Origin of the sequence: Acinetobacter gerneri DSM 14967 = CIP 107464 = MTCC 9824 (assembly GCF_000368565.1) — a bacterium.
In the GTDB taxonomy this organism is placed as follows: domain Bacteria; phylum Pseudomonadota; class Gammaproteobacteria; order Pseudomonadales; family Moraxellaceae; genus Acinetobacter; species Acinetobacter gerneri.
On record NZ_KB849533.1, the window covers coordinates 84,252 to 107,756 of the forward strand.

Consider the following 23,505-nt stretch of genomic DNA (forward strand, 5'->3'; position numbering starts at 1 on the left):
TTAATCTGCCTCGTAAAATTTAGCTGCAAACAGTGCAAGGACTTCAGACAAAGCCTTTTCTTCATCGGGACCATCAATCACTAAACGTAAAGTGGTTCCCTTACCTGCACCGAGCATGAGTAAAGAAAGAATATTTTTTGCATCCACCAGTTTCTCACCTTTACCAATTTGAATCTTCGATTTAAATTTGGTGGTGACTTCGATGAGTTTACCAGATGCACGCGCATGTAATCCTAATTTATTAATTACGTCAACAGTTGTGTCAATCATGACCAGTGCTTCATTTCTCTATGTAAAACTTGAATAGTCCATTTAGACTCGAGTGCTTTTTTCAGTTGATCTACGATATAAACCGAGCGATGCTGACCGCCAGTACATCCGATCGAAACAGTAATATAGTGTCGATGCCCTTCGGCAAACGCAGGTAACCATTTATCTAAAAGATGATAAATGTCATCAAACATTTCTTGGGTTTGCTCACTTTCCTGCAAAAATTTTTGAACTGGCAAATCCAAGCCAGAGTATTTTCGAAGTTCAAGATCCCAATGCGGGTTTGGCAAATGACGAACATCAAAGACAAAATCAGCATCCAAAGGGATGCCATGTTTATAACCGAAAGATTGTAAAATTAAAATAAGTTTATCTGACTGCCCCAACTTCGACAACAGCGTATCTTTTAAATCATGTACGCTTTTATCAGTTGTATCAATATGCACTGTGGCACGAAGTTGAATCGGAAGTAATAATTGTTTTTCTTCCTGAATACATTCGTTCAAACTTTGAAAACGACTAGACAAAGGATGAGGACGACGTGATGCACTAAAACGTGCAATCAATTCCTGATCTTGGGTTGTGAGGTAAATAACATCTACCTCACCATGTTTCTGCAATAGTTGAAAAACATGATCAAAACCCTGTAAATCTTCTTTAGTGCTTCGTACATCTACACCCAAAGCAAGTTGTTCAAGATTATTTTCATGATCAAGTTTTTCTACAATTTCGGGCAAAAGTGCCAACGGCAAATTATCAATGCAGTAATAACCCAAATCCTCAAGTACCTGCAAAGCAGATGACTTCCCTGAACCAGATTGTCCTGTCACGATAAGTATGCGTTTCATGGCATGGCGATCCCAAAAAAGGTCTAAGAAGAATATTTAACCTGCAAATTATCAATCAAACGAGTTTTCCCGAGTTTTGCAGCAATAAACAATACAACATCTTGGTCGAATTGATCAATCTTTTGTAAGCTAGGACTACGCGCTTCAATATAATCCACAACAAAACCAGCATCAGTTAAATTTACACGGATTTTTTCCAAAACATCTGACAATGCTTGACCGTTATGCAAATCAGTTTCTGCTGTTTTTAACGTCTGATAAATCGTTGGTGCTGTTTTACGCTCTTGTTCTGAAAGATAACCATTTCGAGAACTGAGCGCTAAACCATCTTCAGCACGAGTAATCGGAACACCAATCACATCGATCGGCATATTGAGATCACGGACTAACTGTTTGATCACCGCCAATTGCTGAAAATCTTTTTGACCAAAAAATGCATAATTTGGCTGAACGATATTAAACAATTTAGTGACGACAACAGCTACGCCATCAAAGTGACCCGGACGTTGTAAACCACAAAGATCATTGGTAATTTCGCCGACACTAATGTTGGTCAAACGTGGATGATTGCCATACATTTGTTCAACTGATGGTGCAAAGACAATGTCACAGCCCACTTCAGCCAAGAGATGACTATCATGCTCTAAAGTACGTGGATAATTGTCAAAATCTTCATTAGGTCCAAATTGAATTGGATTCACAAAAATACTAACCACTACAACATCACAAAGCTTGCGTGCTTCACGAACAAGATTCAAATGTCCTTCATGCAGATTACCCATCGTCGGCACAAAACCAATCATTTTTCGTGACGCTCGAGCTGGATTCAGCGATGCAGATAATCCTTGAATAGTAGTTTCAGTTTTCATGTTTACAGCTCTACTTGGAAAGTATGTTCTTTGGCAGGGAAAGACTGATCTTGAACTGCAGCATGGTATGCTTTGAACGCATCCAAAATAGCCGTTTCACCTGACTGTTCTTTCATAAAATTACGCACAAAACGTGCTACACGGCCAAAGGTCAATCCCAGCATATCTTGTACCACCAAGACTTGACCATCCGTTTCAACTCCAGCACCGATACCGATTACTGGAACTTCTGGAAATAATTCTGCAATTTCTTTGCCCATTTGGGCAGGTACGCATTCTAATAACAAAATCGCAGCACCCGCCTCAACAACAGCTTTACAATCAGCAATCAATTGATCAGCGGCTTCACGAGTTTTGGCTTGCAATTTATAACCACCAAACACATTGACGGATTGAGGAGTTAAACCTAAATGCACACAAACTGGCACACCATTTCGAGTTAAAACTGCCACAGTTTCAGCTAACCAAGCGCCGCCTTCAACTTTGACCATCTGTGCGCCAGCTTGCATCACTGTTCTAGAGTTGATCAAGGCATCATTTACAGTGGCATAACTTAAAAATGGCAAATCACACAAAATAAATGCATGTTGGTTGGCACGGCGTACAGCAGCAGCATGATAAGCCATATCAGCAACAGTCACAGGCAAAGTCGAATCATGACCTTGAATCGCCATTCCCAATGAATCGCCAATTAAAATTGTATCAATTTCTGCAATTTCCATGGCTTTTGCCATGCTCGCATCATAACAAGTTAAACATGAAAATTTACGACCTTTCGCTTTAAAGTCTTTTAAATTACTTAAACTAATCATGATGTTATTCCTCTATCCATAGAATCTTTGCAATGAAAATAATTTATTCATTGATCCAAGATTCGTCGGCAAGCGCAGTTAAAGTCGCATGCTGTGTCAATTCTAAATTTGCTAAAGACTGACCCGCAATCTGTATTGTAGGATCCAAATCTAAAAGTGGTATGACAACAAAATCGCGTTCTAAAATACCCACGTGTGGTACTGTAAGCCGCTCATTTTGAATATTTTCCTGCCCATAAAGCAGTAAATCTAAATCTAAAGTGCGTTCACCCCAACGACGTAAACGTACACGCCCAGATTCATTTTCAAATCGCTGTAACTCATCCAACAACGCTAGAGGCTCAAGCTCTGTGACCAATTCTGCGACTGCATTAAAATAATTGGGCTGATCTTGAGGTCCCATAGGCGGACTTTGGTAAAGTTTAGACACACGAACTTGCCCTAAACTTTGCAATTTTTCAATAGCTTCTTTCAAAATTTCTTGCGAATCGCCTAGATTACTGCCTAGACCGATGTAACTCACGACACTCATTGAGTCGGTCCAAAGATAACTTTCGCAAGATCACGCTGAACACGTTTACGTTTTAAAATCGGATGATCAGCTTGAATCGATTCGACCTGACCTTGTTGATTGATAATCGTCGTGAGTTGTTCACTTTGTTCATGATTTCGACTACGACGACTACGTCTACTACGCGTTTCAGATTCTTTCACCAACGGCTCAATCACAGTGCTGGCTTTTTTATCTTGATTCTGCGTTTCAACAGGTACAGCTTCATCTTGCGCTTTACGGCGATTTTTTGCTCGTTGACGATTATAACTACTGATGGCACGTTCTTTTTCATCCGTGCTCATATTTTGGTAAGCATCCCACCAAGCACCCATGCCTTGTGTCGTTTGATCACCTGATTTTTCACGCAAAAGCATAAAATCAAAACCAGCACGGAAACGTGCATGCCCTGCCAAAGCTTCAATTTGTTGTGGTTTCGGTTGCAACAAACGACTTTGCATTTCCCAAACTTCACGTACAAATGTTTCAGCAAAACGAGGAATAATGGTACGCGTTGCTTGTCGTTTCAATACATCTAAACCTGCTTGCGCACGAGCTTCTGCTGCAACGACACCTTTTGCAGTATAAAAATTATAGCGTTCTAAGAAATTTTCCCAGAGCAATACCGCATAGAAAAATGCAGGATTAATGGTTTTACCAATTTGAATACGTTGATCCGTATTTTTCGCTGCCAATTCTATAAATTTAGTAATTTGAGTTGGAACTTCAGCAAACAGTTGTCGCCATACACCAAACTCGATCAACATCGGCATGATGCGGTACAAATGCCCCATGGTAAATAATTTTTGTGACTCATCATATAAACGATGTGGTGAGACATCACGTAAAAGCTGAGTCATTTCAGGGGTAAATACTTTGAGAATCGCTGGGTCAATGTCAAAATTGAGTTTGGCTGCAAAACGTAAAGTTCGCAGCATACGAACTGGATCTTCTTCAAAGCGTAAAGCTGGATCACCTAATAATCGCAATGTCTTATTTCGAATATCGTCTATCGCATTGCAAAAATCTAAAACAATACCTTTGCGTGGCTGGTAATACATTGCATTGATCGAAAAATCTCGACGAGAGAAATCCTGTTCGATCGTACCCCAATTATTATCACGCAAAATCATCCCTTGGGCGGAGGTGACTGCTTTTTTAGGTGGTGCACGGAAAGTTGCAACTTCAATTAACTCTCGCCCAGAATAAACATGAGCCAATTCAAAACGACGTCCAATAATTCGGCAACGACGTCCAAAAACTTCTTTTACTTGTGAAGGTGTAGCATTGGTTACCGCATCAAAATCCTTGGGATTTAGCCCAAGCATCAGGTCACGAACCCCTCCACCAACTATATAAGCTTCATAGCCAGCTTTCGTTAGAGAATCAATAACATCTAGGATGGAAGAAGGTAATTGGGCGGTGGATAGACCACACTTTGACGCACGCAAAGTTTGCAAAAGACACTGTCTCCTACGTCGGGACGTAAAAAATCATAATTATGCTAATAATATCGCTAACCTTGTGAAAGGGCAATTTGATTATTTTATTCTATTCAAGTTTATTTCAATACAAACTTTAGAATATCGTCCGCTATAAAGATAAAAGTGCTTTATTTTTTTCCAATAGTTTCGGGCCAATCCCTTTAACCTTTTGTAATTCTTCAATAGTTTTAAATCCACCCGATTGATTACGATAGTCAATAATGGCCTGTGCTTTCTTTGCACCCACACCATTTAATTGTTGTAATTGTTGCTGATTTGCAGAGTTTAGACTGATTTTTCCACTCATGCCTTGAGAAGCATAGGCAGAATCTTTGGATTTACTCTGTCTTTTTTCATGTATTTGTGGTGTTGAAAGATAGTATTGGTCTGATTTTTCTTGTTTTAAACGCTGATCTTGCGCCTGTTGCCGCGCTTTCCACGCTGCATAAGCTTGATCTGATTTTTGATCAGCAAAAGTAGGATAGGAAAAATTTAAAATGATCAATAAAGCCATTAGACAAAGTAGGAGCTGTTTAAAAGCTGACTTGAGCATCGCTAAAGATAGATACGACACGCTGTTCCCCATAAAATTTCAAATCGTTATAAATATAAAATTGCTTTTCTTTCATATTGATGCTTAAAAGTATCTTTTTATCCGTTTCAATCGTTGGTGCCTAAAACATCGATAAATTTTAAATAACTCTGAATTTTTCCAACAGCACCAAAGACGTAAATTCTCTTATCATTTGACTATAAAAAGCACATATTATTTTCGATAAACCCAGCCCATGTGCTTATTTATACCTTGCTTATTTGCCTTGTTGGTTAGCCTTTAGAAAAACTTTGGCTTCATCCCAAAGCTGATCCATTTCCTCTAAGCTCATTTCTTCTAATTTTTTATGGTTTTGTCTAGCCTGATCTTCGATATAGCCAAAACGTGCTTTAAATTTATCAATCGTTGCCAACAATGCCTTTTCACTGGAAATATTGAGCTTTCGTCCCACATTGATCAATGAAAATAAACAATCACCAAATTCATCTAATATTTCATCTGAATTTTCCGATTGTAGCGCCTGTCTAAACTCAGCCAATTCCTCTTCGACTTTTGCATAAGCGCCATTTATATCTGGAAAATCGAAACCTATTTTGGCGACATTTTTTTGAATTTGCTCTGCCTGTACCAATGCTGGTCCATGCTTAATCTCATTCAAACGTGACTGTGGCTTACCCTTTTTTTCTTGAATTTTAATTTCTTTCCATAACGCTGAAACCTGTTCAGGTGTTAAATCTTGAAATTTTTCTGCTTCAAAAACATGAGGATGGCGGCGAATAAGTTTTTGGCTAATTGCCTCGACCACATCATCAAAATCAAAATCCCCCTGCTCTTTATACATCTGAGCCTGAAACACAACTTGCAGCAACAAATCGCCTAGTTCATCACGAACTTCATCAGGATTTTTGCCACGAACAGCAGCTTCAACTTCATAAGCTTCTTCGATTGCATAAGGTGTTAGACTTTCCGGAGTTTGAGCTTTATCCCACGGACATTTTTCACGTAATTCTTGCATGATTTGGAGAAGTTTTTGCATGGAAATATCCGTCGATTTAAAAGCTAGACTATTATAACTATTGCCATTATTAGCACAATTATGTAAAACACTTGAATGAATAATCCGCAAACAAAATAAAAAGGAAAGATTATGTCGCTCAATATTTTCATCACAGGGGCAGCTCAAGGTATAGGAGCAGCAACAGCTCAGTTATTTGTAAAACATGGATTTAAAGTTGGGATTTACGATAAAAATATCGCTCAAGCGACGACACTTGCTGAGCAATTAGGACAAAATGCACATGCAGGTTTCCTTGATGTTAGCGATGAAACAAGCTGGAAAAATGCACTGAATGATTTTATAGAATGGGCTGGGGAGCTTAATATTTTAATCAACAATGCAGGCATTTTATTTTCAGGAGCTTTTGAAAATACAGCATTGGATCAACATTTACGTACGATCGACATCAATGTCAAAGGTGTTCTCATCGGTTGCCACAGTGCATTTGAATATTTAAAAAAGGCGCGTTTTGCTCGTATCATCAATCTATCTTCAGCTTCTGCTATCTATGGACAAGCGGATCTTGCCTCATATTCTGCCAGTAAATTCGCAGTCCGTGGTCTGACCGAGGCTCTAGATGTCGAATGGCAAAAATATGGCATTCGGGTACTGGATGTAATGCCATTATTTGTGCAAACAGCAATGGTCAAAGATATGGATGCAGCTTCGATTCAAAAAATCGGGGTAAATCTTTCTCCACAAGACGTTGCCGAACAAATCTTTAAACTTGCAAAAAGTCCAAATCATTTGCTGACTCCAACCCATACACCTATTGGGCTGAAAACCAAAGTTTTATATCAACTGTCTGCATTGAGCCCTCAAATAATCAATCGCTTGACTAACCTTTATTTTAGCAAACGCGCTTGATTGATTTTTATCATGAAATCATTTTATGTCATTTATTGGGAAATATAGAAAAATTTCCCAATAAAAAATTCGTTCATTATCAATGACTATAATTTGTTTTTTAAATAGAATCCGAGAACACTTCCTCCAAGTGTTTATATTTTAAAAACTATTCTATTAGCGAAATAAATTATGAAAAAATTACTTATTTGTGCCACTGTTGCATCTCTTTCTTTCCCAGTTTTGGCTGCTGATGCAACCACAAAACTTAGCTCTACAGAGCTTAAAGCCATGGACTGTGCAACCTTGTCTGTAGAAAAAGCAGATGCTAAACGTGCACTCGATGGCGCTGACAAAAACATTGCAAATATCAATGCCCGTGCGCAAGATCCGTCAGCTAAAGTTAGTAAATGGGCTGGCATCGCTAGCGGTGCGATGGGTGCTTTTGGTAAAGGTGACTCTAGAGCAAATCAAGTTGCCACAGCACTTGCTGGGCCTGAAGATACTTCAGATGCCAACAACTTAGAAGCTCAGCAAAAAGTGAAATCTGTTTCTCAAACCAATATGGAAAATATTGCGGTTTATCAAAAATCTAAAAAATGTAAAATTTAATTTTTAATTTAGAAATAATCCTTAATCTTATTTTGCTGTCTTTGCATAAATTTTATGAAGAAATAGCAAATATTAAAAAGCCCACTTGATGAAGTGGGCTTTTCCTTATGATGAATTCAAGCGTTTAGTTACCTTGCACTAAACGGCGGGCACTGATAATACCCGGTTGTTGCTCCAAACGAGCAAGCAAGCGAGACAACTGTGCCAAACCTTTGACTTCAATCAACAATTTCATATTTGCAATACCATCCGATTCGGAAATCGTATTGACCTGACGAATATTGATTTGATCTGAGAAGATCACTTGAGTTAAATCTTTCAGTAAACCACGACGATCATAAGCTTCCACCACGATTTGTACGCTTTGACCACGGGTAGGCTGCATTTCCCAATCCGCTTCTACCGCACGCTCAGGTTCAAGCTTGATCATGCGAAGATAATCACCACAAGCCACTTTATGGATGCTCACACCACGATTCAGCGTGATATAGCCACCGATTGATTCACCATGCACAGGTTGGCAACATTGTGCGATATGCAATTCAACATTGTCCAAACCATCAATCAAAATACCGTGAGCAGAAAGTGTATGACTTGCTCTTGGGTTGAGTGTTGGTTTTAAAACTAGCTCAGGCTCGTCTTGATCCAAATGCATGTGTCGATTGACCTGATTGATCAAGGCATGCAGACTGATATCTCCACTCACCAAAGCAACCAAGATATCATCACCATTTTTCACATTAAAATGTGGACAATAATCATTTAAATCAATACTTTTGGGATGAATTGCCAAACGAGCCAATTCTTTGTTGAGCAAATCACGCCCAACTTCAAGGTTTTTACTGCGATCTTGTTGTTTAAACCAATGACGCAACTTGTCACGAGCACGTGCTGTTTTGATATAACCCAAAGAGTTAACCAACCAATCACGATTTGGTTCACGGTCTTTCTTGGTTAAAATCTCAACTTGTTCGCCTGTCTTCAAAGTATAAGTCAAAGGCACATAGCGCTGATTGACACGTGCTGCATAGCATTTATTGCCCACTTCAGTATGGACATGATATGCAAAATCTAGAACTGTCGAACCACGTGGCAACTCTTTAATGTCACCATCTCGGCTAAAGACATAGATTTTTTCAAAATCTTCAAAATCTTGGAGTTGATCAAAATTCTCAGTTTCATCCTCATTTGGATGCGCGCTCGTTTCAGTGCGTTCTTGATAATGTTCAAGTACCGCGCGCAAAGAATGTAGACGATGATTAAATGAATAGTCAGTGGATTTTGCACCTTCTTTATAATTGAAGTGTGAACAAACCCCAAGTTCCGCTTCTTCATGCATCTCTGTAGTTCGAATTTGAATTTCCAGAGATTTATTTTCAGCAATTACCGCTGTATGTAATGAGCGATAACCATTGGCTTTAGGATTGGTAATATAGTCATCAAATTGGTGAGGAATGTGTCGCCAAATTTGATGCACGATTCCCAAAGCATGGTAACACTCAGGAATAGAATCAACCAAAACACGAACTGCACGAATATCATAAAGCTGATCAAAACTTAGATTTTTACTCTTCATTTTGCGGTAAATCGAATAAATATGTTTTACACGACCCGAAATCTCAGCATGAATTCCATGATCTAATAATTCATTTTTGAGTTTATCAACAACAAATTGAATATATTGTTCACGTTCCAAACGCTTTTCATTTAAAAGTGACGCAATTTCTTTATAGCGTTCTGGCGCTAAATAACGAAAAGCAAGATCTTCCAATTCCCATTTTAGCTGTGCAATCCCTAAACGATGCGCAAGCGGAGAATAAATGGTTAATATTTCACGTGCTACACGTTCTTGGCGCTCTCTAGTAGAAGTTGCCAATTCACGTAAAGCATGAGTACGTTCAGCCAATTTGATCAATACAACACGCACATCTTCCGTGACCGAAATCAGCATCTTGTAGATGCCATTTAAGTGTTCACGTTGATTGTTATTGAAATGATCTTCTAAACGTTTATTTTTTTCGATCAGTTCAGACAGTTTACCCATTGCCAAAGTGCCTTCGACAAGGTTAAAAATCTGCACACCAAATTTTTGTTTAATTTCATCAAGCGTTGTAAGTCCTTCACGAACGCTTCGATAAAGTACAGCTGCTGCTAAAGTATCTTCGTCAACTTGCAAATGCGCAAGAATGTCCGCAATACCAATGCCCGTTTTAAAAGTGTTGATATGATGTGAAACTGGCGTTTCTAACTCTTTTTGTAATACGAGCTTGGCTACTTCTTCTAACTGTGTAAGCTTAGCACCGTCTAAATTTGCACGAACTCGATCTAACCAAGTGGTTAGTGCAGTTTGTGTTTCTGCGGCATGCTCTACAGTCGCTTCCTCTGATAACTCGTTGAGTTGCTCGGGAAGTTGTTCACGTACTGTGACCATACCATTCTCCTTTTAAAATAAAACTCATTGCTGATCGTTTATCTCTAAATTTTTTTCAAATAAAGCAATTGATTCGACATGCCCCGTGTGAGTAAACATGTCCATAACCCCTGCTTTTTTCAAATCGTATCCATGTGCTGCCAAAATTTTGGCATCTCGCGCCAAAGTTGCGGGGTTACACGATACATAAACGATTCTTTTTGCACCAAAATTAGGCACATAATGCATTATTTCTTCAGCACCTGCACGTGGTGGGTCTATCAATAATGCATCAAATCCTTGATTTGCCCAAGAATATTGAGAAAAGTCTTTTGTTAAATCTTGTGAATAGAATTTTACGTGATTTATGCCATTTTTCAGTGCATTTTCAGTACCACGTTTTACCATCTCTGCACTGCCTTCAACTGCAACGACTTTTCCTGTATCTCCGACACATTTTGCTAGTGGTAATGAAAAATTTCCCAACCCGCAAAATAAATCTAAAACTTTTTCACCCTTTTTCAATTCAAGCAAATCGCATGCCAAGCGCACCATTTTCGGATTCACCGTAGGATTGACTTGGGTAAAATCTTGCGGATGAAAAGCAAATTCAATCGCAAAATCTGGCAATGTATAATGCAAACGCATTTCCGATTGAGCACCATCCACACGTTTTAAAGCGTGAGAATGTGGATTTTGCAAATAAAGTTGCCACTCTTTTTTTAACGCAAATTGAGTCAATTGGTTGACATCAGACTGATTTAATTTGTCTGTTAAACGTACAACCAAAGCAACATCCTGATCGCCCTTAGCCAATTCTATATGACCTATATCCGATTTGCCTTTTAGACTTTCGATCAATTGCTGCAATTCTGGCAAACTTTGATCAAGCTCTCGATCAAGCACTTTACAGGTGTGTATAGCTGCCAAATGATTACTATTGGCTTCTCGAAAACCCATAATCAATTTTTGCTTTTGCGGTAAATAACGCACCCCAATACGTGCTTTATGACGATAATCGACACGATCGGAACGCAACGGCGCTAACCAAGATTCAGGTTTTAAACCTGCAAAATGTTCGAGATGTGATTGCAATACATTGTGTTTTAATCGGATCTGCTCGTCTGGATCAATATGTTGCATATTGCATCCACCGCATGTTCCAAAATGCGGGCAAATCGGTGTAACACGATGTGGACTTGGAGCAGATAACAGCTGGATAGCATCGGCTTCTTCTAATTTTTTGGCTTGATGCGTAATTTTGGCTTGTACCACTTCCCCTGGAAGTGCATAGCGAATAAAAACCTTTTTCCCGTATTTTTCAGCAGGATGTATGCTTTCAGCCTGATCAGAAAGATTTACATTGAAAAGATCAGGACTAATAACATCAGAAGTATAGTGCGCGATCCCTCGCCCTTCATGTGAAAGTGACTCAACTTTAAATGTGTAAATTGGGAGTTGAGATGGTCGAGGTTTCGATCTCTGTTTCAAAGGGATACCTAATTTTGAGTAGAAAAATCATTCTCTGTAAATGCTGTTTCTAACGATCTTTCACGCCAGACATTGAGAAAATCTTGTTGCTCTGGTTTTCCTTGTAGATAATGAATCGTAGCTTGAATCCATAAACGATGATCATGATTTAAAAGTTGCCCTTTCAACAATAACCAACGTAAATAAATCAACCAAGTATTGAGCACATCGCCTTCACAATAACTCGTCAATTTTAACCATTGCTGAGTTTTGACATATTCAGGAACGAAATAGCCCGATTCACCACGTTTACCCGGATAACCTAGCATATGTGCAATATCATCCAATTTTTGGAAATTGCGCAGATTGAACATCGACATCACATCCATCAAATCAATATGACGATGGTGATATCGGTTCTGATAGTTATTATACCTTTTTTGCGTATCAATCTCACCCTGATCGAACAAACTTGGCGCAGATAATCCGTGATACATCGTACGATATAAAATCACAGGTAAATCAAACTGTGCCCCATTCCAACTGACAAGGGTTGGATGACGTTTATCAAAAATGGATAAAAATTTGCTGAGAATTTCTGCTTCGCTGAAGTTTTCTTTGCTAAATGAAAATAGCTTCATCGTGCCATTTTCATCAATCCAAAGCCCAGAAATACAGACAATTTCATGTAAAGGTAAGCGCTGAAAATCACTTCCAGACTCTTGTCTACGAAGTTTAGCCAGCGCCTGTTCTAGATCAGATTGTTCTAGATTGAGGTCATATAAATGCGCACCCGATTTCAAATCGGTCATGGTTTCGATATCAAATACTAAAACAGGTAAGCGCATGAATATTTTTACCTTAAAAATTTGAATTCTACAGGAAACCTAATGCTTTACAAAGTCTTAGTCTTGGACTGAAAATAAACCTGTAGATAAATAACGGTCGCCTCGGTCGCAGATGATACATACGATTACAGCATCGGGGATTTCTTCTGCAAGACGCAATGAAGCCCAAACTGCACCGCCTGATGATGTACCTGCACTAATACCTTCGGTACGAGCCAATTGACGCATGGTTTTTTCAGCTTCAATCTGCGGAATATCCATAATGCGGTCAACACGTGATGGCTCAAAAATAGTCGGTAGATATTCTTGTGGCCAGCGACGAATCCCTGCGATATTTGAACCTTCAGAAGGTTGTAAACCTACGATTTGAATATCAGGATTTTGTTCTTTTAGATATTTTGATACGCCCATAATCGTACCAGTAGTACCCATAGAGCTCACAAAATGAGTAATTTTACCGCCTGTTTGTTTCCAGATTTCTGGACCAGTCGTTAAATAATGTGCTTCAACATTGTCTGGATTGCCAAACTGGTTTAATACCAAGCCTTTGCCGTCTTTTTGCATTTGCAAAGCCATATCACGAGCGGCTTCCATACTGGTTGCTTCAATCAACTCAGCACCGTAGGCACGCATCGCATCTTTACGTTCTTGGCTTGAATTCCCCGGCATGATGAGAATCATTTTATAGCCACGCATTGCTGCAACCATTGCCAAAGCAATCCCAGTATTGCCACTTGTTGCTTCAATCAAAGTATCGCCACGTTTGATCTGCCCGCGCTTTTCAGCTTGCATGATCATATTGTATGCGGGACGATCTTTTACCGAACCTGCGGGATTATTGCCTTCAAGCTTTGCAAGTACAGTTGCTTGTGTATGACTTGCTAAACGTTGTAAACGCACGAGTGGTGTATTTCCAACGCAATGGTCTAACAAAAATTCGTCTGCTAAAAAATCAGGATTCGTATTACTCATCGTTTACACCTAAATTAAGGTGCGACTATTGTATGTAAAAATATCTTCTACTGCACATTTTTAACTAAGCTTAAAAGGATAATGATCAAACAAAATGCGATTTTTACAATTACAATACATTATCCATTTTTAATTTATTCAATAAAAATAAACAGATATTTTGCAAATAAGATCATTCAATCATGACTTAGAAATAGAAATGATAAAGTTATCTTTTTATTCGCTATAGCAAGGCTTTTATAGAGGATAAATCTTTGGACGAAATGGAATGATTTGGAGGTTTATAAAATCTTATTCATAAGAAGTCCCTTCTTCCTTTGGAAGAAGCTTAGGATGAGGGCAAATTACGAATAGAATCCCCCTAGCAAAATATGATTTTCATCTAAAATCTATTTATGTAAGTTATCTATTTATGCAACATATATGCTTAAATCGAACAGTTCATAAAATTGCAGTTTTTTGAGCTTCAGCGCATTTTTGATCTATAAAGCATGATAATATCGCCAACATGGGGAGTGAGTTGCTGGAACCATGTCAAATTTTAATAAAAAACTCTTTAAACGTTTACGCTTAAATCATGCTTATGGTCAACTCATTGCCATGATTTTTGTGCCTATCATGATCATGGCATGTATAGGTACAGCCCTCGTTTTATCTGAAACATCCAATGCCACTCGCGCTCAGCAAAATCATTTGGCTGTAGCGATTTTAAGTCGCTATGAATACACCTCTAAACAACTGATTCGTTTGATTGAAGCCAATCCACAAAAAACTGATCGTGCTCAGATTATTTTACAAAATATTTTAAATGAAAAATATTTGATGCGTGCTGCCATCATGGATGGTGCTGGACATATCCATCTTAGCACTGGCTATCTAGCAAAAAATCCGTGGCCGAGTATCCCTGCAAATCAGACTTTTTTTGGTCCGATTAAGTCTCGCCACAACAATGTTTATGGTTTGAGTTTAGGCACTGACCCTAAAACGCTTGAACCCATGTGGTTGCTGATCGAGCTGGACAATCAACCTTTAGAATTGGCGCATTATCGTGTCTTTGTAGTTCTGATCACCACAGGACTTTTCACACTTATGCTTTTGCTGCTGTGTCTGAATTTTTACTCAAGACGCTGGATCGCGCCGATGTACGAAATTCGCATGCAGTTACAGCGTTTAAATGCGGATACGCTTGATCAGCATATGGTGATCAATAGTACTGGGGAACTGCGTTTATTGCAGCGTGACATCGCCAATGTGGTAAAACGCCTGCATTTTAGCTTTTTGGAACTCAAAGAACATACCGAACAAACTGAGGATGATTTAAGACGTACCTTAGACACCTTAGAAGTGCAAAATATCACCTATAAACAAGCACGTGACCAAGCGATCTCCTCTAACCAAGCCAAGTCTGTATTCCTTGCCAACATCAGTCATGAACTTAGAACGCCACTGAATAGTATTGATGGTTTTATTCATTTGATGTTACGTCAGGGCAATCTCAGCAATGATCAAAGCTTGTATCTACAAACCATTCGCAAGTCCTCTGCACACTTACTGGCGCTGATCAATGATGTATTAGATTTCTCAAAAATTGATGCAGGTAAGCTTGAGCTTGAAACCGCTCCTTTTGATCTTGAAGAAGCTATTTTTGATGTGATGGATATGCTCTCGCCACTGGCAGCGCAAAAGCAGATCGAAATGGCTTTTTATTATGCGGATCATTTGCCAGAACAAGTGATTGGTGATGCACTACGTTTTAAACAGATTTTGACCAACTTGATTTCAAATGCCATCAAATTTACCCCCGATGGTGAAATCATTGTTCGTGCACGTATGGAACATGATGATATTGGACAATGTCTCATTCATTTTAGTGTTCAGGACAGCGGTATCGGTCTTAGTGGTACAGACCGTAAAAAGCTCTTTGAATCATTCTCTCAAGGGGATGCTTCTGTGACTCGCCAATTTGGTGGTACAGGTTTAGGGTTAGCAATTTCTAAACAACTCGTGCACTTGATGCAGGGACAAATTGGTTTTGAAGACAACCAAGAACGCGCTCCAACCGAAAAAGGTTCGACGTTCTGGTTTACTGCCATGTTCAGTGTCGATGATGAATATGAAACAGTTCATCCAAAATTTAGTGATATTCATGTGGTTTCGTATTTGGCACATCCTGCGACAGCCAATGTCTTACGCCATTATTTAGAAGACTACCAAGTTCATCATGTTGAAACACAATCTATTTTGGACTTATTTAGTCGCTTAAACTCTTTAGGACATGCACCTGAAAACACTTGGCTTATCGTAGATCATAGTGGTGATACTGAAGCATTGCTCAAAGAAATTCGTGGACGCTATACAGGAAACCTTGCTGTATATGGCTATCAAATGGCACTTGAGCCAAATATGCTACATGAATACAAAGCTCGCCCACTCTATCAACCACTGAGTCGTCGAGCAGTGATTCAACTTTTAAGCAATCAGCCATTATTTGAAGTTGAACATATTGATGACTTTAAAGAACGCAATTTGCATGTATTGGCTGTGGATGATCACTTGCCAAATCTCATCGTACTCGAAGCTTTACTCGGTGAGTTAAATGTCAAAACCACAAAAGTTCAAAGCGGACAAGAAGCACTCACAGTGATTCAACAACGCGTTGAGCAAGGTTATAAACCTTTTGATTTGATCTTTATGGATATCCAAATGCCTGTGATGTCTGGCATAGATACCACCCGAGCGATCCGCTCTTTGGAGTCAACCTTAGATGGTATGCGTATGCCGATCATTGCGCTCACCGCGCATGCGCTCGCAGACGAAAAACAAAAATTACTCAAAGTTGGTATGGATGATTATGTCACCAAGCCAATTCAAATCGAGCAAATCATTCAAATCCTGACCAACTGGACCAGTGATCGTTTTGTACAACCAACCAATAAAGTTGAAAAAACTGTATTAGTCGAAGCGCTTGATCCACAAATTTTAGATTGGAAGCAAAGTCTACAACTGGCTGCAAACAAAGAAGATTTAGCCCAAGACCTCTTAAATATGATGGTGGATAGCTTCCCAACTGAACTAGAAGAAATGCAACAACTAATTGAAATGGAAGACTTTCCACAATTAGAGCATGTCTTACATCGTTTATATGGGGCAACACGCTATGTGGGTACGCCTAAACTGCAAACAGCCACTGGCGAATTTGAACAATTTGTTTCCACCTTACGTAAAGAGCGTCGCAAAGCAGACGAACAGTTTGTGCAAGAAACAGTTCAACGCTTCGATCATTTACAAATGGTGATCCATGAAGTCGAAATTGCCGCCAAACAAATTTTAGACAAACCATAGCATTAAGCGGATAAGTGAGAAACTTGAGAATGACCAACCATTTTTAAGTTTTAATGAAAATATCAAGATTGATTTGCCGAAACGACCAGATTTATGTGACTGCCCTGTCATGCAACAAGTTTTATCGCATGCTATGCTCATTCACATGAAAAAACGAGTCTAAAAAAATGGCACTACTCAAGATAGAAAAAAATCACGGAATCGCAACAGTCAGTCTAAATCGCCCAGAAAAACGCAATGCAATGAGTTTTGCATTGCTCAAAGAACTGGTACAGACTGCCAAAAAAATCAAATCTGATAAAAGCATTCGCTGCGTGATTTTAACGGGTGAAGCCAATGTATTTAGTGCGGGTATTGATTTATCAGACTTAAATAACCCTAAAAATACTGCTTATGCCGCTTGGGAATTGATTAAGCCTGGTCAAAGCCTATTTCAAAAAGCCTTTTTAATCTGGCAAGAGCTTCCTGTGCCTGTCATCGCTGCCATTGAAGGCTACTGTTTTGGTGCAGGTATGCAGTTGGCTTTGGCAGCAGATATTCGAATCGCACATCCGAGCACTCAAATGTCTATCATGGAAAGCCGTTGGGGTTTAGTTCCAGATATGGGACTCACACGTTCAATCAAAGGCGTAATTGGGATTGATTTGGCGAAAGAACTTACCCTCACAGCACGTGTCTTTGATGCTGAATATGCAAAACAAATAGGACTCGTCACTCATCTTGATGAAAAGCCAATGCTCAAAGCTGAGCAAATTGCAGAAGAAATGTTACAGCGTTCTCCTGATGCGCTGATGGCTGCAAAACGAGTGCTTGACGCTATGGAACATCAACCGAAGAAATCACTTCGTTTGGAAAAAATTTGGCAACTTAAACTATTGGTCGGTAAAAATAGTCAAATTGCTCGTAAAAAAGACAAAAACCCAGAAGTTGAATTTTTACCACGTCAATATAAGTAAAAGCATATCTGAGTTGCTAAATACTTTTATATAAAAATAGATGGAGATGAGCTGCCGTGCAAGGCAGGATCGCTAGGCAATCGGGTTTCCGTCATCTCTACCTTTTCTAAGAAGAGCTTGTCTATGACGAGCTTTTTTTTACATATCTTTTGGAAATAAAAATAGATTTCTAATCATCATGAAGAATATGAAATGAATAATGATCATATCTTTAAACTTCTTTCATAAATTGAAAATGATCAGGTATTTGTGTGAAAAATATCACACGGTCACATTTGCCGTGAGTCATTTAATTTACATTGCGTAGACAATCTTTCTTACTTTGTTTACGGACAAATGAGAAATATATTTCGCAAGAAAACCATTGTCGAACAAATGGGCATGCATCCTGAGCAATTCTTAAAGCACTGCTTTAAAAAATGCGGAACTCCCTTGTTCGACGGGCGGCATCCTGCCTTAATTGCAAATTCTATTATGCTTTGAAGCAGAATGCTGAGAGTTTAAATTTGAGCAAAATATAACTTATGCGAGAACTCTTTTGTTTTTTATTTGATTTTAGAAAAATTTATCTTATATTTTTAAATGTTTTGACTCAGATTGATTTGATATACAGGGAAATTATTCGATGCATTTTGATAAAAGTACGAAAATCGCATTCTTAGGCATGGGGCTCATGGGCAGTCGTATGGCCACTCGCCTCGTCCAAGCAGGCTTCGAGGTAGCTGTATGGAATCGTACACAAACGGCTTGTACTGCTTTGCTGGACATTGGCGCAGCATCATTAAAGCTCAATGAAATTTCCGCTTACCCAATCATTCTCACTTGCTTATCAGATGATACCGCGGTTGAATCAGTCTTTGATCAAATCCATGATCATCTCAAATCTGGACAAGTCATTGTGGACTTTTCTAGTCTGTCTGTGGATAAAACTAAAGCACTTGCGGATAAGTCAAAACACCTTGGCGTAACATGGATCGACTCCCCTGTTTCAGGTGGTACTGCTGGAGCTGAAAATGGGACATTGGTCATTTTTGCTGGTGGAGATGCGGCACAGATTGAAGCACTCGACTTGGTTTACAATATACTCTCACAACGTGTCACACGTATGGGACAAACAGGAACAGGACAAGCCACCAAGATCTGTAATCAATTGATTGTCGCTGCCAATAGCACCTTGATCGCTGAGGCTGTCGCATTGGCAGAACAGGCAGGTGTCGATACAACTTTACTCGCACCTGCACTTGCAGGTGGTTTTGCAGATTCAAAACCGTTTCAAATCTTAGCACCACGTATGGCAACCCAAACTTTCCAACCTGTGCAATGGAAAGTCAAAACATTATCCAAAGACCTAAATAATGCAGTACAACTCGCTCAACAGTTTAATTTAGATATTCCAGTTGCAAAATTGGCACTTTCGCAATTAAAAGCACACCAAGAAAAAGGCTATGCTGAAGCAGATTTGGCAACCATCATTGAACAGATTAAAGTCTAACTATACCAAGCTAAAAGATTGATATAGATTAGGCTAGATAAAGCCATATTGAAACGAGTCTTAAGCAAGGAGCAAAGGCATGTCTAAACTCGCAGTAAACATTTCCATGATTTTTACTGAAGTTCCACTGATTGAGCGTTTTGCTCTAGCTCATGCACATGGTTTTTCACATATCGAAATCCAATTTCCATATGAACTTAGCATTGAAGACATTCAAGCCCAGCTCGAACTTTATAATCTACATATTTGCCTCATCAATGTACCTGCGGGTGATTTGATGCACGGAGGCAATGGTTTGGCTGGCATCCCTGGTCGTGAGGTCGAATTTCATCAAGCACTCACGCAAGCCATTGAATATGCCACTGCACTAAATGTCCCAAGCGTCAATATACTGGCAGGAAAACAACCTCTAGATGCAGATCTATTGCCTTGTTTAAACACACTGTCTGACAACCTAAAACTTGCCAGTCACATGCTCAGCGAATATAAAATTCAGCCTGTTTTTGAAATGATCAATGGCACAGATATGCCACGCTTCTTGGTACAAAACATTGCTCAAGCCCAAGAAATGCTTGAAGCTGTGCAACATGGCGCACTCAAAATGCAATTTGACTGCTATCACATGGCGATGATGGGTGAGGATGTTTTAGCAGCTTTAAAAGAAAATATCGAATGGATTGGACATATCCAATTTGCAGACTGTCCGGGCAGACATGAGCCTGATACGGCGCAAATTGACTTTGCTGAGATTTTTAAATGGTTACAAGATAGTTCATATCACGGCTATATCGCAGCAGAATACAAACCCCAATCACATTCAAATCAATCATTTGCTTGGAAAGACAAGTATTTTACCAACAACTTGTCTATATAAAGCACAAAAATGGCCTGCCCTGAAATTTGTATTTTCGGGGCAAAGGCGGTATATTAGACAATGAGTTATTGTCAGGAAAATATACTTCATATGAATTTAGAACCATCGCCCAGCGCTTCTAATTCTCACGAAATCTCAATGAATTCTCAAAATAGTGATGTACTCGCATGTCTTAATGTAGTACATGAAGCTCTATCAGATGTAAAAGCCAAAGACGTTATTGATATGGATGTAAGCGCAATCAGCAATGTTGCAGATGCAATTGTTATTGCTAGCGGTACATCTACACGTCATGTTAAAGCACTTGCAGATAACGTCGCTGATGAAGCACGTAAAGCAGGTTTTCGCCCTATCGGTATCGAAGGCGAACGTGATGCAGAATGGATCTTGATTGATCTTGGTCTTGTTGTCGTACACGTAATGCTACCGACTGCTCGTAAATTTTACGATCTAGAAAGTTTATGGCGCACTGCTCCAGAAGTAGCAAATGCTTAAAAACAAATGCTTAGAAAAATAAAAAAAGCGACTGAGATAGTCGCTTTTTTAATGCCCAAAATAAGTGAAATTGCATCATCTATGATTTAATCATTTTTTACTTTTAATCTAAGTCGCATCTCTTTTAGCCAGCAGATTGCTTTAAATGCAATAAATGCCACCGTAAAACTCCATAGAAACGCCACGACTACACCTACACTCTGCTCTAGTATGGTCGCTCGATTGGTCAGCTCTATAATACGATCTGTACTAAAGCTGACTGCCAAAGTTCCCCAAATCCCACAAAAACCATGAATTGTAATCACTTCACGGATATTTTTAGCATCAATCCAACGGCTCAATAAACTTGGAACATATACTGTAATAATGCCCGCAATGATTCCAACAAATCCCGCTGCATAGGCATCTATAAAACCACAACTTGCCGTGATTGCGACTAAACCACCTATAGCGGACTTAATCATGGATTCCCATGATGATTTTTTTAAAAATACCTTTGCTAACACTAAACTTGAAAGCACTGCGCCCAGCAAAGCTACAACGGTATTTATCACTACATCAATCACCTTAACTGGAATTGCAGTAATATAACCAACATTCAATCCTGACCACGCTAACCATAAAATGAAACCAGCCAAAGCAATAGATAAAATTTTATAATCATCAAACATTATGTCACGCTTGACAAGTTGTTCTTTTTGTTCTGGTTTTAATACAAAATACCCTGCTAAAACGATCCAAGCTGCAGTGGAATGCACCACAGTCGAACCTGCAAAATCAATAAAACCATAATGCTTTAACCATCCCCCATCAAAAAACAGATTTCCCCAAGCCCAACTACTAATCACTGGGAATATCAGCCCTGAAATTACCACCCCTACTGCCCAAAAAGTGAATAAAGACGAACTATTTGGAATAATCCGCCCCACCACTGTGGTCAATGTAGTCGCCATCAATGTATAAAAAAACACTAAATTCCAATGCCAACCTTGCAAAGGTTTAGAGACAAAATACTGATTATCAGCCCCTAATTTTGTCGAAATAAAAAAACAAAATACCCCAAAAAAAGCACTGCCCAATATCGCTGAAAGATAATTGATTAAAAGTCCATAAAACGATCTAGAATTTTTTTCATAGCCCCCTTCAATGATGGCAAAACCAGCCTGCATCATCAATACAAATACCCCACCTAAAATAAGTAGGTATATATTTGGTAACAGATTAAATGCGGCTAGATCATTAGGCGTATATTCATCGACTGCAAAAACCTGAGGCGAAAAAACAAGTACTGATAAATATATCAAGTATTTAAATACTTTCATCTTGTTAAACCAATCCTAATTCATCTCAAGAAATGCAGTTCAACCTCACATTTTTTTAGAAATTTGTTAAATAACCAACGATATTTTTTTATTCTATAAATAGTTTAGACAAAAAAATAGTAGAATTTTCTTTTTATTTCTGTACCAAGCAATTTTTATGTAGCCTTAACATAACAATCCTTTTCTAAAATCATCGTAAAAATTGTCATGAACTCAGCATATCAACTTTAAAACCATGATGAGTAAACTATGTTTAGGTCTATGAATAAAGCTTTGTACTATACTGTAGAATAAAATTAATATATTTTTTATCAAAACATATCATTTCATTACATCAGATTTATTAAAACGCAGATTCAAATCCCAAGTGCAACACACTTGTAGTTAGTTGAAAAAGTTAGGTGTATTCATAGAATCATTAGACTTTTTCAACTCGCAATTGGAAAGCACACAATGAAGAAATACACCCAACTTTCTCAAGATGAAAGATACGAAATTTATGCTACTTTGAAAAGTAAAAGTTCAATCGCTAGCCTTGCTCGGGAGTTAGGGCGTTCACGATCAACCATCTACCGTGAGTTAAAAAGAAATACTGGGCAACGTGGATATAGAGCTCAACAGGCAGCGAAATTTGCAAGTCAAAGACGGTACCATCCTTCATCATCCATGACAGCATTTGCCTTCGCTTATATTGATTACTTAATTGGCTTAGACTGGTCACCAGAACAAATTTCAGGTGCTTTAACACAACGCGGTTGGCTGGATGTACCTTCACATGAGTGGATTTACCAGCACATTTATCAAGATAAATCACAAGGAGGTAACCTCCATCTACACTTAAGGCATCAGAAGAAATATCGAAAACGAGGTTACAAAAACACGGATCGTAGAGGGCAAATCATTGATAAAACAAGTATTCATTGCCGAGACCAGGTCATTGATCAGCGACAACGTTTAGGAGATTTCGAAGGTGATACGGTGATTGGTAAACATCATAAAGGAGCTTTATTAACCCTCGTTGATCGAAAGAGCCTGTACGTACATATTGTTCATTTAGGGTCAACGAGAGCATCCTCTAAAACGATTACTTGTGCATTAGATCGTTTACGAATGAGCCATGCTTATAGTGTAACATTTGATAATGGAAAGGAATTTGCCGAACACAAAAGAATTACTGATGTCGGCATAGATACTTATTTTGCTGATCCTTACAAGTCTATTCAGCGAGCTAGAAATGAAAATACGAATGGTTTAATCCGGCAATATCTGCCAAAATCATCATCGTTTGATGACGTGTCAAACGATGAAATAGAGCAGATAGAATTTTCACTCAACCATCGTCCTAGAAAAACACTAGGCTGGTATACGCCAAGTGAAGTTATGGCTGGTTTTTATACTGTTGCACTTGCTGCTTGAATCCGCC

Annotated in this window: 20 protein-coding genes and 1 pseudogene; 8 read left to right on the top strand and 13 right to left on the bottom strand. The window is 38.9% G+C overall.

Annotated features, from left to right (window positions below; genetic code table 11):
* From F960_RS00690 to mazG, 8 genes and pseudogenes are all read right to left on the bottom strand, one after another.
* Entirely contained in the window at positions 1-270 is a 270-nt protein-coding gene (locus F960_RS00690; protein WP_004854821.1) for an HPr family phosphocarrier protein, read from the bottom strand.
* Positions 267-1,118: an RNase adapter RapZ gene (gene rapZ, locus F960_RS00695; RefSeq protein ID WP_004854823.1), complete on the bottom strand. Its 852-nt coding sequence runs from the start codon at positions 1,116-1,118 to the stop codon at positions 267-269. The genes F960_RS00690 and rapZ overlap by 4 nt, the downstream gene beginning before the upstream one ends.
* A gap of 23 nt (positions 1,119-1,141) precedes the next feature.
* Positions 1,142-1,987 (bottom strand): pantoate--beta-alanine ligase, encoded by an 846-nt coding sequence (gene panC, locus F960_RS00700; RefSeq protein WP_004854826.1) that lies wholly within the window; start codon positions 1,985-1,987, stop codon positions 1,142-1,144.
* Positions 1,988-1,989: 2 nt separating this feature from the next.
* Entirely contained in the window at positions 1,990-2,799 is an 810-nt protein-coding gene (gene panB, locus F960_RS00705) for a 3-methyl-2-oxobutanoate hydroxymethyltransferase (RefSeq protein WP_004854828.1), read from the bottom strand.
* A 43-nt stretch (positions 2,800-2,842) separates the two neighbouring features.
* Entirely contained in the window at positions 2,843-3,331 is a 489-nt protein-coding gene (folK, locus tag F960_RS00710) for a 2-amino-4-hydroxy-6-hydroxymethyldihydropteridine diphosphokinase (RefSeq protein ID WP_004854834.1), read from the bottom strand.
* Positions 3,332-3,476: 145 nt separating this feature from the next.
* Positions 3,477-4,809 (bottom strand): annotated as a pseudogene (gene pcnB, locus F960_RS00715) (polynucleotide adenylyltransferase PcnB); the annotation flags it as partial.
* Between the two features lie 133 nt (positions 4,810-4,942).
* The gene (locus F960_RS00720) at positions 4,943-5,347 is read right to left on the bottom strand and encodes a ComEA family DNA-binding protein (RefSeq protein ID WP_020846672.1); all 405 of its coding nucleotides are present in this window, start codon (positions 5,345-5,347) and stop codon (positions 4,943-4,945) included.
* A 295-nt stretch (positions 5,348-5,642) separates the two neighbouring features.
* A complete protein-coding gene (gene mazG, locus F960_RS00725) occupies positions 5,643-6,422 on the bottom strand; it encodes a nucleoside triphosphate pyrophosphohydrolase (protein WP_004854843.1) in 780 nt (259 codons plus the stop codon).
* Between the two features lie 111 nt (positions 6,423-6,533).
* On the opposite strand from mazG, the gene F960_RS00730 reads away from it, so the two are divergent.
* Positions 6,534-7,310, top strand: a complete 777-nt coding sequence (locus F960_RS00730) for an SDR family oxidoreductase (RefSeq protein ID WP_004854845.1) — start codon at positions 6,534-6,536, stop codon at positions 7,308-7,310.
* A 171-nt stretch (positions 7,311-7,481) separates the two neighbouring features.
* Positions 7,482-7,901, top strand: a complete 420-nt coding sequence (locus tag F960_RS00735) for a hypothetical protein (RefSeq protein WP_004854847.1) — start codon at positions 7,482-7,484, stop codon at positions 7,899-7,901.
* Between the two features lie 124 nt (positions 7,902-8,025).
* On the opposite strand, the gene F960_RS00740 is transcribed toward F960_RS00735, so the two are convergent.
* The 4 genes from F960_RS00740 to cysM are packed head-to-tail and all read right to left on the bottom strand — an operon-like array spanning position 8,026 to position 13,601.
* The gene (locus F960_RS00740) at positions 8,026-10,332 is read right to left on the bottom strand and encodes a RelA/SpoT family protein (protein WP_004854850.1); all 2,307 of its coding nucleotides are present in this window, start codon (positions 10,330-10,332) and stop codon (positions 8,026-8,028) included.
* Between the two features lie 24 nt (positions 10,333-10,356).
* Positions 10,357-11,802 carry a 23S rRNA (uracil(1939)-C(5))-methyltransferase RlmD gene (rlmD, locus tag F960_RS00745; RefSeq protein ID WP_004854852.1) on the bottom strand — a complete coding sequence of 482 codons (1,446 nt, stop codon included), beginning with the start codon at positions 11,800-11,802 and terminating at the stop codon, positions 10,357-10,359.
* An 8-nt stretch (positions 11,803-11,810) separates the two neighbouring features.
* Positions 11,811-12,629, bottom strand: coding sequence for a 3'-5' exonuclease (locus F960_RS00750; RefSeq protein WP_004854855.1), 819 nt, complete (start codon positions 12,627-12,629; stop codon positions 11,811-11,813).
* A gap of 57 nt (positions 12,630-12,686) precedes the next feature.
* Positions 12,687-13,601, bottom strand: a complete 915-nt coding sequence (gene cysM / locus F960_RS00755) for a cysteine synthase CysM (protein ID WP_004854858.1) — start codon at positions 13,599-13,601, stop codon at positions 12,687-12,689.
* A gap of 531 nt (positions 13,602-14,132) precedes the next feature.
* On the opposite strand from cysM, the gene F960_RS00760 reads away from it, so the two are divergent.
* From F960_RS00760 to rsfS, 5 genes are all read left to right on the top strand, one after another.
* Entirely contained in the window at positions 14,133-16,943 is a 2,811-nt protein-coding gene (locus tag F960_RS00760) for a GacS-like sensor histidine kinase (protein WP_004854861.1), read from the top strand.
* Between the two features lie 167 nt (positions 16,944-17,110).
* A complete protein-coding gene (locus F960_RS00765; RefSeq protein WP_004854864.1) occupies positions 17,111-17,899 on the top strand; it encodes a crotonase/enoyl-CoA hydratase family protein in 789 nt (262 codons plus the stop codon).
* A gap of 625 nt (positions 17,900-18,524) precedes the next feature.
* Positions 18,525-19,391, top strand: coding sequence for an NAD(P)-dependent oxidoreductase (locus tag F960_RS00770; protein WP_004854867.1), 867 nt, complete (start codon positions 18,525-18,527; stop codon positions 19,389-19,391).
* A 79-nt stretch (positions 19,392-19,470) separates the two neighbouring features.
* Entirely contained in the window at positions 19,471-20,265 is a 795-nt protein-coding gene (locus F960_RS00775; RefSeq protein WP_004854870.1) for a hydroxypyruvate isomerase family protein, read from the top strand.
* Between the two features lie 90 nt (positions 20,266-20,355).
* Entirely contained in the window at positions 20,356-20,760 is a 405-nt protein-coding gene (gene rsfS / locus F960_RS00780; protein ID WP_035373209.1) for a ribosome silencing factor, read from the top strand.
* An 86-nt stretch (positions 20,761-20,846) separates the two neighbouring features.
* On the opposite strand, the gene F960_RS00785 is transcribed toward rsfS, so the two are convergent.
* Positions 20,847-22,082, bottom strand: coding sequence for an ammonium transporter (locus tag F960_RS00785; RefSeq protein WP_004854877.1), 1,236 nt, complete (start codon positions 22,080-22,082; stop codon positions 20,847-20,849).
* Between the two features lie 453 nt (positions 22,083-22,535).
* On the opposite strand from F960_RS00785, the gene F960_RS00790 reads away from it, so the two are divergent.
* Positions 22,536-23,498 carry an IS30 family transposase gene (locus F960_RS00790; protein WP_004854881.1) on the top strand — a complete coding sequence of 321 codons (963 nt, stop codon included), beginning with the start codon at positions 22,536-22,538 and terminating at the stop codon, positions 23,496-23,498.
* Positions 23,499-23,505 lie beyond the last annotated feature (7 nt).

Excerpts from the sequence above, each read along its gene's own strand:
- F960_RS00730 (WP_004854845.1), top strand. The coding sequence starts at position 6,534 with ATGTCGCTCAATATTTTCATCACAGGGGCAGCTCAAGGTATAGGAGCA.
- rsfS (WP_035373209.1), top strand. The coding sequence starts at position 20,356 with ATGAATTTAGAACCATCGCCCAGCGCTTCTAATTCTCACGAAATCTCA.
- F960_RS00690 (WP_004854821.1), bottom strand. The coding sequence starts at position 270 with ATGATTGACACAACTGTTGACGTAATTAATAAATTAGGATTACATGCG.
- F960_RS00770 (WP_004854867.1), top strand. The coding sequence starts at position 18,525 with ATGCATTTTGATAAAAGTACGAAAATCGCATTCTTAGGCATGGGGCTC.
- cysM (WP_004854858.1), bottom strand. The coding sequence starts at position 13,601 with ATGAGTAATACGAATCCTGATTTTTTAGCAGACGAATTTTTGTTAGAC.
- panC (WP_004854826.1), bottom strand. The coding sequence starts at position 1,987 with ATGAAAACTGAAACTACTATTCAAGGATTATCTGCATCGCTGAATCCA.
- F960_RS00775 (WP_004854870.1), top strand. The coding sequence starts at position 19,471 with ATGTCTAAACTCGCAGTAAACATTTCCATGATTTTTACTGAAGTTCCA.
- F960_RS00720 (WP_020846672.1), bottom strand. The coding sequence starts at position 5,347 with ATGGCTTTATTGATCATTTTAAATTTTTCCTATCCTACTTTTGCTGAT.
- F960_RS00760 (WP_004854861.1), top strand. The coding sequence starts at position 14,133 with ATGTCAAATTTTAATAAAAAACTCTTTAAACGTTTACGCTTAAATCAT.
- F960_RS00750 (WP_004854855.1), bottom strand. The coding sequence starts at position 12,629 with ATGCGCTTACCTGTTTTAGTATTTGATATCGAAACCATGACCGATTTG.
- rapZ (WP_004854823.1), bottom strand. The coding sequence starts at position 1,118 with ATGAAACGCATACTTATCGTGACAGGACAATCTGGTTCAGGGAAGTCA.
- F960_RS00785 (WP_004854877.1), bottom strand. The coding sequence starts at position 22,082 with ATGAAAGTATTTAAATACTTGATATATTTATCAGTACTTGTTTTTTCG.
- folK (WP_004854834.1), bottom strand. The coding sequence starts at position 3,331 with ATGAGTGTCGTGAGTTACATCGGTCTAGGCAGTAATCTAGGCGATTCG.
- F960_RS00765 (WP_004854864.1), top strand. The coding sequence starts at position 17,111 with ATGGCACTACTCAAGATAGAAAAAAATCACGGAATCGCAACAGTCAGT.
- F960_RS00740 (WP_004854850.1), bottom strand. The coding sequence starts at position 10,332 with ATGGTCACAGTACGTGAACAACTTCCCGAGCAACTCAACGAGTTATCA.
- mazG (WP_004854843.1), bottom strand. The coding sequence starts at position 6,422 with ATGCAAAAACTTCTCCAAATCATGCAAGAATTACGTGAAAAATGTCCG.
- F960_RS00790 (WP_004854881.1), top strand. The coding sequence starts at position 22,536 with ATGAAGAAATACACCCAACTTTCTCAAGATGAAAGATACGAAATTTAT.
- F960_RS00735 (WP_004854847.1), top strand. The coding sequence starts at position 7,482 with ATGAAAAAATTACTTATTTGTGCCACTGTTGCATCTCTTTCTTTCCCA.
- panB (WP_004854828.1), bottom strand. The coding sequence starts at position 2,799 with ATGATTAGTTTAAGTAATTTAAAAGACTTTAAAGCGAAAGGTCGTAAA.